This is a genomic window from Bacillus sp. FJAT-29937, from assembly GCF_001509555.1.
Taxonomy (GTDB): Bacteria; Bacillota; Bacilli; order Bacillales; family Cytobacillaceae; genus Cytobacillus.
The window spans coordinates 1-13,139 of the sequence record NZ_LMAS01000013.1 but is presented as its reverse complement, the minus strand read 5'-3'; the positions used below and the strand labels follow the sequence as shown (position 1 = coordinate 13,139).

Annotated in this window: 15 protein-coding genes; 4 read left to right on the top strand and 11 right to left on the bottom strand. The window is 36.8% G+C overall.

Going from position 1 to position 13,139, the window contains the following annotated elements:
• Positions 1-111: 111 nt before the first annotated feature.
• Positions 112-510 carry a hypothetical protein gene (locus AR328_RS19760; protein WP_066300538.1) on the bottom strand — a complete coding sequence of 133 codons (399 nt, stop codon included), beginning with the start codon at positions 508-510 and terminating at the stop codon, positions 112-114.
• 257 nt (positions 511-767) lie between these two features.
• Between AR328_RS19760 and AR328_RS19755 the strand changes: the two genes are divergently transcribed.
• Together AR328_RS19755 and bioB are read left to right on the top strand one after the other, a co-directional pair.
• Entirely contained in the window at positions 768-1,364 is a 597-nt protein-coding gene (locus AR328_RS19755; RefSeq protein ID WP_066300534.1) for a biotin transporter BioY, read from the top strand.
• Positions 1,365-1,382: 18 nt separating this feature from the next.
• Positions 1,383-2,378, top strand: a complete 996-nt coding sequence (bioB, locus tag AR328_RS19750; RefSeq protein WP_066300531.1) for a biotin synthase BioB — start codon at positions 1,383-1,385, stop codon at positions 2,376-2,378.
• Positions 2,379-2,439: 61 nt separating this feature from the next.
• On the opposite strand, the gene AR328_RS19745 is transcribed toward bioB, so the two are convergent.
• The 3 genes from AR328_RS19745 to AR328_RS19735 all read right to left on the bottom strand — a co-directional run bounded on the left by AR328_RS19745 (position 2,440) and on the right by AR328_RS19735 (position 3,836).
• The gene (locus tag AR328_RS19745) at positions 2,440-2,619 is read right to left on the bottom strand and encodes an H-type small acid-soluble spore protein (RefSeq protein ID WP_066300525.1); all 180 of its coding nucleotides are present in this window, start codon (positions 2,617-2,619) and stop codon (positions 2,440-2,442) included.
• 60 nt (positions 2,620-2,679) lie between these two features.
• The gene (locus tag AR328_RS19740) at positions 2,680-3,528 is read right to left on the bottom strand and encodes a hypothetical protein (protein ID WP_156422754.1); all 849 of its coding nucleotides are present in this window, start codon (positions 3,526-3,528) and stop codon (positions 2,680-2,682) included.
• A gap of 95 nt (positions 3,529-3,623) precedes the next feature.
• Entirely contained in the window at positions 3,624-3,836 is a 213-nt protein-coding gene (locus tag AR328_RS19735; protein ID WP_066300520.1) for a cold-shock protein, read from the bottom strand.
• Positions 3,837-4,172: 336 nt separating this feature from the next.
• Between AR328_RS19735 and AR328_RS19730 the strand changes: the two genes are divergently transcribed.
• Complete coding sequence (locus AR328_RS19730; RefSeq protein ID WP_066300518.1) at positions 4,173-4,463, top strand: DUF6509 family protein; 291 nt, start codon at positions 4,173-4,175, stop codon at positions 4,461-4,463.
• A gap of 38 nt (positions 4,464-4,501) precedes the next feature.
• Here AR328_RS19730 and AR328_RS19725 read toward each other — a convergent pair whose 3' ends face one another.
• The 7 genes from AR328_RS19725 to ku all read right to left on the bottom strand — a co-directional run bounded on the left by AR328_RS19725 (position 4,502) and on the right by ku (position 12,235).
• Positions 4,502-4,903, bottom strand: a complete 402-nt coding sequence (locus tag AR328_RS19725) for a cytosolic protein (RefSeq protein ID WP_066300512.1) — start codon at positions 4,901-4,903, stop codon at positions 4,502-4,504.
• 106 nt (positions 4,904-5,009) lie between these two features.
• The gene (locus tag AR328_RS19720) at positions 5,010-5,210 is read right to left on the bottom strand and encodes a cold-shock protein (protein ID WP_066300509.1); all 201 of its coding nucleotides are present in this window, start codon (positions 5,208-5,210) and stop codon (positions 5,010-5,012) included.
• Positions 5,211-5,373: 163 nt separating this feature from the next.
• Complete coding sequence (locus AR328_RS19715; protein WP_066300499.1) at positions 5,374-6,822, bottom strand: DEAD/DEAH box helicase; 1,449 nt, start codon at positions 6,820-6,822, stop codon at positions 5,374-5,376.
• Positions 6,823-7,195: 373 nt separating this feature from the next.
• Positions 7,196-7,396 carry a cold-shock protein gene (locus AR328_RS19710; protein ID WP_066300496.1) on the bottom strand — a complete coding sequence of 67 codons (201 nt, stop codon included), beginning with the start codon at positions 7,394-7,396 and terminating at the stop codon, positions 7,196-7,198.
• Positions 7,397-8,080: 684 nt separating this feature from the next.
• Positions 8,081-9,727 carry a glycerol-3-phosphate dehydrogenase/oxidase gene (locus tag AR328_RS19705; RefSeq protein ID WP_231735036.1) on the bottom strand — a complete coding sequence of 549 codons (1,647 nt, stop codon included), beginning with the start codon at positions 9,725-9,727 and terminating at the stop codon, positions 8,081-8,083.
• 64 nt (positions 9,728-9,791) lie between these two features.
• The gene (gene glpK, locus AR328_RS19700; RefSeq protein ID WP_066300490.1) at positions 9,792-11,282 is read right to left on the bottom strand and encodes a glycerol kinase GlpK; all 1,491 of its coding nucleotides are present in this window, start codon (positions 11,280-11,282) and stop codon (positions 9,792-9,794) included.
• A gap of 122 nt (positions 11,283-11,404) precedes the next feature.
• On the bottom strand, positions 11,405-12,235 hold the full coding sequence (gene ku, locus AR328_RS19695; protein WP_066300487.1) for a non-homologous end joining protein Ku: 831 nt from the start codon (positions 12,233-12,235) through the stop codon (positions 11,405-11,407).
• 244 nt (positions 12,236-12,479) lie between these two features.
• Here ku and AR328_RS19690 point away from each other — a divergent pair, with 244 nt between their 5' ends.
• Entirely contained in the window at positions 12,480-13,058 is a 579-nt protein-coding gene (locus tag AR328_RS19690; RefSeq protein ID WP_066300484.1) for an ATP-dependent DNA ligase, read from the top strand.
• Positions 13,059-13,139: the final 81 nt, after the last annotated feature.

The window sequence follows — 13,139 nt, the reverse complement described above, 5'->3', positions numbered from 1 at the left end:
TTATAATAATTATAAATCAAATATTCGCACCCTTCAATGATATAATTCATAAAATAGTCAAAATTATGCACTATTATTTCTTGACAAATCAATTTAAAAGGCAAGCTGCTATTAGCTTGCCTTTCCCTGTTTTTCATCCTTTGTAAAGGTTACTAATAAAAATAATAAGAAACTAAGCAAAAGGATGGACCCTCCAACAATATAGAAAATCGTGTTGACCGCACTTGGAAGAAAGGCTGGTTTAAAAATATAAAGTGCCATCCCGCCTGTTAAGCCGATAGAACCGATAATAGCAGTATATACATGAAACTTTGCAAGGATCCCAATTTTCGGTGAAAACACTTTATAGTATACCGCCCATGCGAATAGTGTTAACCATCCAACAACAAGTATATGGGCATGTATTGGTCTAAAAGCATAATCCCCTGCTCCCGCCATATGTGACCCTAAAAAAGCGCCGATAAAGCCAAATAGTGCTGATAATCGTAATAATACTTTGCTATAATTCATCGTTTTCCTCTCCTATTTACATTTTATCCGTATTCTTCTAATCAAAGCCTATTTAATAATATACATCGCTTCCCCGCTTTTTCCTATATTAAGCTCCTAATATGAACAGAAGATGAACATCCGTTTACAAATCTGACAATCACTATATTTTAATCTTAATATTTATATGTTAACTTAAAATAAAATAGGTTGACATATACTTACGTTAGCCATTATCCTTTATTTATATTTACTAACAATCTTTGGAGGATGGGGAAATGAAAAAGAAATTAAGAACGATTGATTTAACGCTTGCTGGAATGTTTGTAGCTTTGATGTGTGTAGGTGCGAATATTACTACATTTGTTCCCTTTATGGTTATTGGCGGTGTACCAATCACGTTGCAAACATTTGTTGCCATTTTATCTGGAGCTATCTTAGGCAGCCGACTAGGAGCCATTACAATGGCCGTTTATATGTTTGTTGGTCTCGCAGGTGCGCCAGTATTTGCTAAATTTGGCGGTGGTATGTCTTCCTTAATTAGCCCTACCTTTGGCTTTATTCTCTCTTACATTCTTACAGCCTATATTACTGGAAAAATCATCGAAGCGAAAAAGAGTCTCCCGATTTATATCACTGCAGCCTTAATTGGTATGGTTATTAATTATGTTATTGGTACAAACTGGATGTATTTTGCCTATAAGCTTTGGGCAGCTGCTCCAGATGGATTTACTTATAAAATGGCTTGGTTGTGGATGGTTGTGCCATTGCCGAAGGATATTGTTCTCGCCATTTGTGCTGGGATCATGGCAAATCGTCTTGAGCATAAAGTTTTTGCCCGCAGCCAATTTAGAAAAATTCAACGGGCTTCATAATCATAAGGAGGAGAATTAATGAGGAACTGGAGGAATCTTGCTGAACAAGTATTGGAAGGATATGAGCTTACAAATGAAGAAGCTGTTAGCATATTAAATTGCCCTGATGAAGAACTTCTAGATCTATTACAAAGTTCTTATAAAATCCGCCACCATTATTATGGAAATAAAGTAAAGCTTAATATGATCATAAATACAAAATCTGGGCTTTGCCCTGAAAATTGCGGCTATTGTTCACAGTCAAGCGTATCAACTGCACCAATTGAAAAATATCGGATGATGGATAAGGAATCCATTGTTAAAGGTGCTGAACAAGCATTTAATATGAATGTTGGAACTTATTGCATCGTTGCCAGCGGAAGAGGTCCGAGCAATAAAGAAATTGACCAAGTCGTTTCCGCCGTTAAAGAAATTAAAGATAAATACAACCTTACCGTATGTGCATGTCTTGGATTATTGAAGCCAGAACAGGCTTCCTTGCTTAAAGAAGCCGGCGTGGACCGCTATAATCATAATATTAACACATCCGAAAATCATCACGAATCCATAACTACTTCCCATACATATGAAGACCGGGTGAACACCGTTGAATTAGTGAAAGAATACGGAATTTCTCCTTGCTCGGGTGTTATTATCGGCATGCGCGAAACGAAAGAAGATGTCGTGTCAATGGCCAGAAGCTTAAGGTCCCTAGATGCAGACTCCATCCCTGTTAACTTTCTTCATGCTATAGACGGAACTCCGCTTGAAGGAACGAAAGAACTCAATCCTAGATACTGCTTGAAAGTATTGTGTTTAATGCGATTTATTAATCCAACTAAGGAAATTCGCATTTCTGGCGGGCGTGAGGTTAATTTGAGAAGCCTTCAGCCTTTTGGACTGTACCCGGCAAATTCTATTTTTGTTGGAGATTATTTAACAACTGCAGGACAGGAAGGTTCAGCGGATCATCAAATGTTAAAAGATCTCGGCTTTGAAATTGATTTTGTTTCAGAAACTGCTGCCACATGTTAAAGTTTTTTAAAATATTGAATAGGCGGCAATAACTAGACAACCACCCTAGGGTGGTTGTCTTTTACTGTTCTTGAAGTTCTGTAATATCTACAATCGATCTTTCTTCAAGCGGCCCTCTTAAATGTACAGTAGCTGTCTTTCCATCTTCATTTAACTGATCAATCCACACAGATGCCCCATTGTATGTGACTTCAATATCTGCTGATGATGAAAGGATTTGTTTTACCCGATTACTATCCACTGTAATCACTCCTTCTTATTAATCATTATATTTTTTGTTGGAAGGTGAAAATTATGCCTATTAAATATAATCCTTTTCCATTGGAAAAAGGTAATCCTTCGTCCTTTTTACAATAAATACTGTGAACAGTTTGATGAAAGCGATCCCAATGACAACATTGTAATCAACAACATGAAGAAAACCCATTTTAATTTGGACAAAATCAAAAATGATCAAAAAAACCAAAAGCCCAATCAACGTTAAATACTTATATGAAAAGAGAACGATAGCCGTTAACGGGATTGCCATAGTGATATCAATGATAATTTTTAAGATAGTATGATCTTTATACACCGATTCAAATAAACCAACGGAATACCAGCTTAATTTGAAAACAGTTAATAATAAAAAGGTTTTCGTATGAAGAATTATTGTAAATAACATATAGATTGTTAAAAATTTTATAAGAGTGGAAGGGTCATTTAATTTCCTTCTCCACCATTTCATAATATAGGCAGCTAACAAAAGTAAAACAATCGTATACCATGTTTTCCACCAATTATGCTCATAAATATGAAGCCGTAAAAACAATTCTTCAATAAATGCAATAAGCGAAATAATCAGTATAACCCATTTTGTCTTTAACCGAAATGCCGCTATCGCCATTAGCACAATCGGAATAATAACTCCTTGAGAAATTAACGATCCAAATATATCATCGGTCCATTTCTCCTTGAAAACATGAGGATAATAATGGTATGAATTCAGAAGAATAAGCACGACAAATTCTCCAATGAACGAAAGACCGGCAGCAAAAAAATAAACAGCTAAATCTTTTCGAAAATGATTCGAATTCCAATATGTAAACATGAAGATGATTAGGCCTATGAAAACTAATGAAAAATACCAAATGGAGTTTGCCAATGCCACTTCACTTCCAAATTATATTCTTTCCATTATTTTGTTCATGTTAGGATAACCTATACAAAAAGAAAGAGGACGATCAAAGATCGCCCTCCATTATATTAATTATTGGAATAAATACTATTATTATTCACTACTTGAAGCTCCCTTATTGCCTCTTTCATTTCACTCTTACAAATTGGACAAGAAGGCTGCTGACTGCTCTTAAAATTATCACGGACCCAAGCATTACATGAATCTGATGTGCATTCCCAAACCTTTACTTCTTCCATTTTGATTTCTTCTGTGTTTTTTCTCCCAAATCCCATTGCCATATTAAGGCACCTCCCAAAGGGTAGACCCCTATTTTTCCCTAAAAATAAAAACACCTGTTAAATAAAGGGGAAATACTTACCAACTCTACATAACAAGTGAATTATGGGAAACTTTATATATTCATTAAGCTCTTTAATTATTATAACATAAATTTCCTTGGCAGTCAAAAGAACAATTAACATACTTTTTTAAACATTTAATAACAAGTATTAGTTTAAAATTTAGAATGTAGAAACTTTTTTTAAAAAATAGTAATACTATTTCTTTTTATCGGGCAAGGTGTATAATGTTCTCGTTAACCAGATTTAGGTTTGATGAAGAAAGGGTGAAACCTGATGGAAATTTCAAGTTATACTGTAGAGCAGCTAAAAGACCCTACAGGAATATTATTAGGTGAACGTTATGAATTCTTTTTAGATATTGCCGTTGATGAAGATGATGATTTATACGATGAGAATGGCTTACAGCTTCGAGTTTTATTTTATAAGAAAGAAGATGATTTTCGCATTTTAAATTATCACTTTTTAAGTTCCGGGCAAATATTAGACTTTGCTTTAGAAGAGGAAGAAGAGAAACTAATCTCAAAGTTTTGCACGGATCATTACATAGAAGCAGAAGATCTTTAAGCAATGAGAGCAGGATATGCCCCTGCTCTCAAACTTTTTTATAGTTGAATATCTTTTCCGTCTTCAGCAATATGATACATTAAATGCGCTAAATGATGGATTGGACTATATTCTTCCTCGTCATCATCGCTCTCATTCTCTTCCTGGAACTCTAAATCATTTAAGTGCAATGCAGCAAATTGGTAAAAGTCCTTTAGTTCAAAAGCATAGCATGCACTTGGGTCTTCATTCTCTTCCTCGTATTGAAGGACCATATACGATTCTTTGCCGCTGCTATCAATAGCATCAAAGAAAATAAAGAATCCAATATTGGTGTCCAATTCAAATAAATGTCTTGTTCCACCCTCGGTTAATCTTTCAAAATCGTCTTCACTTAATTTCTGAACCTTCATCGCTTCAACTTGATCTTCCTTATGAAATTGAACAGTAAATTCCTTCACAGCTCTTCCCCCTTTTATCAGTATCCATTTTATTATGACCAATTAACTTGCAAAAGACAAAAAAATAATAAAAGAGCCTATAAATAATATGGCTCTTTTACATTTATTATGCTTTAGTTACGTTCACTGCTTGAGGTCCGCGTTGTCCCTCTTCTATGTCAAAATTAACTTCTTGGCCTTCATCAAGACTTTTGAAGCCTTCACTTTGGATAGCTGAATAGTGTACAAATACATCCTCTCCACCTTCAACCTCAATAAAACCAAAACCTTTTTCTGCGTTAAACCATTTTACTTTACCTGTTGCCATTTTAATCCTCCTAAATATCAATCAGTGACAGAATATATATTACCCTGCAAAACTTATTATGGGCAATTATTTAGGATTTTAACCAATTTCGCTAGAAGAAATACATGGAAAAATAAAGATTTACCGATTTATCGCAGAATAACGGACGATCATACCCTGCTGACTATTTATTCGTTGTACGGTTTCTTCTTCTTTCCCTGCCGTCTCTTCTGTCTCTTCCAGCACTTCCTGAGCTTCTGCCTCTGTCACTATAGCGTTTTCTATCGCCGCCTCTGTCTGTTCGCGGTTTTCTTACACGAATTGGTTCAACAGCAGTTAATTTAACTGGAGTCACATCAATGTCCTTAGTTAATAACTTTAACGCTGCTGCTAATAATGAAACAGAGTCCGTGTCTTCGAGTAAATTTTCAGCGGCACGTTTATAATCATTATGGTCATTTTTCTCAATAACAGCCATTAGGCGATTAATGGTAGCCTGCTGATTTCCTGCAAGAACGTCCTTAAATGATGGGACTGGGGTCTTCATCATTTTGCTCTTAGTTACACTTTCAATAATCTTCAAATGATCAATTTCTCTTGGAGAGACAAACGTTACTGCAAGTCCTTTATTGCCGGCACGGCCAGTTCGTCCAATACGATGAACATAGCTCTCAGGATCCTGCGGGATATCAAAGTTATACACGTGGGAAACACCGCTAATATCAAGACCCCTTGCTGCCACATCTGTAGCAACCATAATATCAATCGTTTGCTCTTTAAAACGGCGAATGACTTGATCGCGTTTCGCTTGCGGAATATCCCCATGAATTCCTTCTGCTGAATAGCCGCGTTTAATTAATCCTTCAACTACTTCATCTACACGCTTTTTTGTCCGTCCGAATACAATTGCAAGCTCAGGAGATTGAATATCAAGAAGACTGCATAGCACATCAAATTTCTGTTTCTCATGAACTTCCATGTAATGCTGTTCGATATTTTTTACAGTCATTTCTTTTGCTTTAATTTTTACTAATTCCGGATCCTTCATGAACTTTTCTGCAAGTGATTGAATTCTTCTTGGCATTGTCGCAGAGAATAGAAGGGTTTGACGCTCCCCTTTAATTTCACCTAAAATTCTTTCAATATCTTCAATAAAGCCCATATTTAACATTTCATCTGCTTCATCTAGGACAACCATTTTAATATTACTAAGACGAATCGTTTTTCTTTCAATATGGTCAATCAGTCTTCCAGGAGTAGCAGCAATGATTTGCGGTCTATTTTTTAATGCACGAATTTGGCGATTAATATCCTGGCCGCCATATATTGGTAAAGTTTTTACACCTTTTACTTGACCAATACGGTTTAATTCCTCTGCTACTTGAACTGCTAACTCACGAGTAGGAGCAAGAACTAGGCCTTGAATGCCTTCTTCAATATTGATTTGTTCTAGAAGCGGAACACCGAATGCAGTCGTTTTTCCTGTTCCAGTTTGGGCCTGTCCAATCATGTCTTTGCCCTCTAAACCAATCGGTATTGCTTGGGCCTGAATAGGTGTTGGTTCCTCGAAGCCCATATTTGATAATGCTTTTACTATTTCATTACTTAAGTTAAAATCTGAGAATGTTGTCAAAATATTTGTTCCTCCTTATTGTCATTACACTGTTTGCTTTTTTAAATCAGATATATTAATCAATAACTACGTTAATAGGTTTTCCAGTTTGCATCTCTTTTTTACATTTTTAGAATGAGAATTTATTTTCCCATTGTAAAAAATGATCTTTATAGTATTTTCCAATTAAATGAGGAAAAGTATTATTCCTAAAAAGCAAGTTGGATGGATTCTCTTTTGAGGAATGGATGAAGAATATACAAAGTGGAGAAAAAATAACGTAAATAGAAAAGCAAAAGCGCCTTGCCCAGCCCGACCTCGAGTGGGTAGGCGCTTTCGCTAGACAGCAAAAAGTGATGCATGAATGACATGCACCACTCCATTTCAAGCAATATTATGCTTTGTTTACGTTAGAAGCTTGTGGTCCACGGTTACCTTCAACGATTTCGAAAGTTACAGCTTGGCCTTCTTCTAAAGTTTTGAAGCCATCAGTTTGGATAGCTGAGAAGTGTACGAATACGTCTTGACCTTCTGAAGACTCGATGAATCCAAATCCTTTTTCTGCGTTAAACCATTTAACTTTACCTGTGTTCATGTTATTACCTCCAAAAATTTGTTTCACTATAAGTCTTTAATATATAGGCTTTAACATAAAAAGATCACAGCCACAATAAATGAGGAATAAAATCGTCCACAATTTATTGCAGCTACGACCACTTATCCAAAATATATATAACGAACATTACAGCGTTAACTTTATAATAAATGAGGAACCTAATATTGTCAATAACAAAAGGATAAAATTCATTTATTACACTATTTGGCCTATTCGAGGCTTTACTATGCTATGATTCAGCGCATAATCTTAGTATAGCACCTAAAACAATGAAAGCCCTACCTCTCTTCCATCCTTACGGCTCCAAGACCGTGCCAGTGGGAATTAGGATTAAAGAAAATCAGTTCATTATCGAGATTAATAAAATAATTGTGATTTTTCATTTTGTAGAATTTAAAACTGAAGTGAGATGTTTCGGGTATTCAGAAGAAGATTTAAGAAGAAATTGCAAAATAAGCTGCTAATTGATCAATTTTAATTTTTTATTCCGAACCTTAAACAAACGAATGATGTATTGGGTTACATCAATATTCACTACTCTACGAGTAAACCTCAAATAAGCAAGAATTAATCTTATCAGGATAAACGCGGTATGTCAACTAACTTTTAAATACAGAAATATTAAAGAGAAAAAGCCCATCGTTTGATGAGCCCTTTTTATTCCTAGGGATTTGTTGCATCGTTTAATTCCTGCTCCAGCTCCCTATTAAATTGTTGTTTCCGCTCTTCGCTCCAGTCAAAGTAATCGGACATATAATCATTTACCAGCTTTTGATAGTTCCTTACCGAATTTATATCAAAGAGCAGGTCACCTGTTCTTCTTGTAAAAAAGTCGGAAGGGGTCGCAGCCATTTCATAATCAAGCGCATATTTCAGCTTAACCCATAAAGTAAGCGGCATTTCATATTTTTCTGCTTCATTGCTGTTGGCTTCAATCATGTTAAATAAAATTGGAGTATTAGACCCATACATGGAAACGAGATGGAAAGCCTCACCTTGTGTTAATCCGATTTCTATCCCATCCCGAGATAATTTTTCGATGAAGGAATTATAATTCCTAGAACCTCCCACATCCCCGCCAGAAATAGGCAAAGTCTTTGTCAAACAGCGCGTAAATTCCAGGTTACTTTTCTCTTTTAAGTTTCTTGCAAGTAAATTAACTACGGTTTCTGCCATTTTGCGGTATCCTGTTAATTTACCGCCTGCAATTGTAATGAGACCAGATGGAGCTTCCCAAATTTCGTCTTTCCTCGAGATTTCCGAAGGATCCTTCCCCTCTACCGAAATTAATGGCCGAACTCCCGCCCAGCTTGATTCAATATCTGTTTCACTTACCCTTGCATCTGGAAACATATCGGTAATTGCATGAATGAGATATTCTCTGTCTTCTTTCGTTATTTTCGGATTTTGAGGATCCTGATTATAAAAAGTATCAGTCGTCCCTACATAAGATTTTCCATTTCTCGGAATCGCAAAAATCATGCGCTTATCTGGCGTATCAAAATAAACAGCCTGTTTTAAAGGCAATTTAGATTGATCAACAACAATATGGACGCCTTTCGTCAGCTGCATTGACTTTCCTATTTTTGAACCATCCATATCCCTAATAAAGTCAACCCACGGCCCTGAGGCATTGACAATTGTATGTGCTTTAATCTCGTACTCATCTCCGGTTAACTGATCAACTGCAAGTATGCCTTCTACTTCACTGTTTTTATAAAGAAGCTTGTAAGCTTTCATATAATTTATTGGCACGGCCCCTTTTTCATAGGCTGCTTTCATCACTTCAATTGTTAAGCGAGCATCGTCCGTGCGATATTCTACGTAATATCCAGCTCCCTGAAGACCTTCCTTTTTAATAAGAGGGACTTTTTCAATCGTTTCTTGGACATTCAGCATCGTTCTTCTCTCATCACTGCTTACACCTGCTAAATAATCATAAACTCTAAGACCTATTGAAGTGCTTAGCCGACCGAATGTCCCATCTTGATAAATCGGCAGAAGCATCCATTCAGGTGTTGTGACATGTGGGCCGTTCTCATAAACAATGGCTCGCTCCTTTCCAACTTCTGCAACGAGTTTAACCTCAAAGTTTTTCAAATAGCGAAGACCGCCATGTACAAGCTTTGTTGAGCGGCTCGATGTACCCGAAGCAAAATCCTGCATGTCAACTAAAGCGGTCTTCATCCCTCTTGAAGAGGCATCAAAGGCGATCCCCGCACCGGTAATTCCCCCGCCAATGATTAAAACATCAAATGGATCCTTTTGCAGTTTGTTAATTATTTCGGTTCGGTTTTTATTTGAGAACATTAATATTTCATCCTCCATTTCAAAATTCAGTTAAGTTGCCTACAAGGAGAGGATGTACGAAAAATTATTTAAAAGCCATCGCCGCATGAACTGCTTTCTTCCAGCCGTTATATAGATGATTCCGATTCTCTTCATGCATATTGGGGTTAAAGGAACAATCAATCACCCATTTCTCAGCGATTTCTTCCTGGCTTTTCCAGAAGCCTACTGCAAGTCCTGCTAGATACGCTACACCGAGTGCAGTCGTTTCATTAATGATTGGACGGTCGACCGGAACATTTAATATATTTGATTGAAACTCCATTAGAAAATTGTTTTTCACCACTCCTCCATCTACACGCAGTTTTTTTAAATTAATGCCCGAATCAGCTTCCATAGCGGATAAGACATCTTTTGTTTGATAAGCAAGAGATTCTAAAGTCGCGCGGATGAAATGTTCTTTCGTTGTTCCCCTAGTTAAACCAAATACGGCCCCGCGAACATCGCTGTCCCAGTAAGGAGTGCCAAGACCAACAAAAGCAGGAACTACATATACCCCATCAGTTGATACTACTTTTTTCGCATATTTCTCACTATCTTTAGCATTTTTAAGCAGTCTTAGCCCATCTCTAAGCCATTGGATGGCAGACCCCGCAACAAAAATACTCCCTTCTAAAGCATATTCCACTTTTCCATTTAAGCCCCAAGCAATCGTTGTTAGCAGTCCATGCTCAGAACGAACAGCTTTTTCACCTGTATTCATTAACATAAAGCAGCCTGTGCCGTACGTATTTTTTGCCATGCCTTTTTCAAAACAAGCCTGTCCGAAGAGGGCTGCCTGCTGATCCCCAGCGATGCCAGCAACCGGCACCTCTCTGCCAAAAAAGTGGGTGTCCGCTGTATGCCCATATATTTCAGAAGATGGCTTAACTTCCGGAAGCATACAATCTGGTATATCAAGAATTCGGAGCAATTCCTCATCCCATTTTAAATCATATATATTAAACATTAATGTCCGTGAAGCATTCGAAAAATCAGTTACATGGCATTTCCCGCCTGTAAGCTTCCAGATAATCCATGTATCCATTGTGCCAAACAATAATTTCCCTTGCTTAGCATCTTCCTTTGCACCCTCAACATGATCCAATATCCATTTAACCTTTGTGCCTGAAAAATACGCATCAATTAATAAACCTGTCTTTTCACGGAAAAGATCATTATATCCATTAGCTTGTAATTGTTCACAAATATCACTAGTCTGTCTAGATTGCCACACAATGGCATTATATACGGGATTTCCTGTTTCTTTATTCCATACTACAGTCGTTTCCCTCTGATTCGTAATGCCGATTCCAGCAATTTGTTCAGGTCTTATTCTTGATTCTGAAAGAACCGCAGCAATAACCGCCAGAATGGACCCCCATATTTCATTTGGATTATGTTCAACCCATCCCGGGTTTGGAAAGTATTGTTTAAATTCTTTTTGCGCAATATGGACAACAGCACCCTTTTGGTCAAAAATAATCGCGCGGGAGCTTGTCGTTCCCTGGTCTAGAGATAATATATACTTTTCCACTTTCCATCTCTCCCTATTTTAATAATCCGCAGCTTTTTTCCTTATTATTACTATATTAGCAAAAACAATTAATTTGCGATAAAAAACCGATTTTGTAAATACAAAATCGGTGAGGTGTAATATTAAGCTTCTTTTTTTGCTTTTGTCGCCGCACGTTTTTTCTTGGCTGCTGGTTTTTTAGGCTTTGTTTTATCAATCGATGCTTGTAAGGCCGCCATTAAATCTGTAACATTTGCCACTGGCTCTTTTTCTGTTGGGGTAACTATTTCTTTTCCAGTACGCTTCGATTCAATCAGTTCCAGTAAAGCAGTTCGGTACTCGTCCGTATATTTTTCCGGTTCAAATTCTGTTGTTAGTTGATCAATTAGGAGAATGGCCGTATCAATTTCCTTTTTCGTTACTTTATCCTCTGCTGGCACATTTGGAACATCCTCGGCCTTTCGAACTTCATCCGGATAATGAATCGTTTCCATGACAAGCGTTTTTTCATAAACCCGAATAACAGCAAGCTGTTCCTTAGAACGGATGATAATTTTCGCCAGTCCAACTTTTCCAGAGTCTTCTAAAGCCTTTCTGAGTAAAGAATAGGCTTTACCTCCCCCATCACCTGGAGACATATAATAGGTTCTATCATAATAGATAGGATCTATTTGTTCCATCATGACAAAGTCCATAATTTCCACGGCTTTATCTTCATTTTCCTTCTTTAGCTTTTCCAAATCATCGTCCTCAAGAACGACAAACTTCCCTTTTGTATACTCAAATGCTTTAACGATGTCCTCATTCTTTACTTCCACATCACAGACCGTGCATTTTTTTTCGTATTTGATTGGTGAATGACATTCTTTATGAAGAGTCCGAAGCTTAACATCTTTATCCTCTGTTGCTGTGTGGAGCTTAATTGGGATATTGACTAGACCGAAGCTGATACTTCCTTTCCACATTGTATGCATAAGTAAACTCCATTCTTCTTTTTCTTTAATTTGTGTGAAATACAGCAACTCATTCCCTTAAACTTCTGGAAATGGAGTAGTGAATAGAATGTAAATGTCGTTGGCTTCATTTCTCTGCGCTGGTGATTACTTCGTACATCAAGGACAAGTTCTGCTGAAACCAACGACAATTTAATTTTTTCCACACAAAAGGGAAATTCTATAATCATTAACATGTTTAGTTGTGAGGAAAGGATGTTCTATCATGATCAAACCAATGCTGCCTAGTTTATCTTTTGAAGCCCCACAAGGAAAGGATTGGCTTTATGAGGTGAAATATGATGGATTTCGAGCCATCTTACATTGGAGTCAGAATGAAATGTCCTTAGAGAGCAGAAATGGGAAGTCATTACTGGAGATTTTTCCGGAAATTAAATCTTTTCTTGAGACAAATTTAGATATATTCCGTCCCTTTCTCCCCATTACATTAGATGGTGAACTCGTTTTTCTAGAAAATGCATATAAGGCTCATTTTGGACAAATTCAAGTTAGAGGAAGAATGAGGTCTGAGAGAAGAATTTCTGAAAAAGCAAACACTTCACCGTGCCATCTGTTAATTTTCGACATCCTGGAAATTAAAGGGAAGTCATTAAAGGAATTAGATTATCTTTCAAGAAAAAAGAAATTGGCTGAACTGTTTAAACATTGTTCTTTCCCTCTTCAACCGGATGAAACGAGCACCAAGCTTGTACAGCTAATCCCCTTCTATCGTACGTTTCAAAAAATTTGGGATAAAGTTACTCTTTATGATGGAGAAGGAATCGTTGCAAGTATCTACATATAAATGTACAAAATATAAAATGTACATAATGCATGATGTATACTGTTTACGTCAGAGGGATTAACAAATAATTAAAAGGTAATC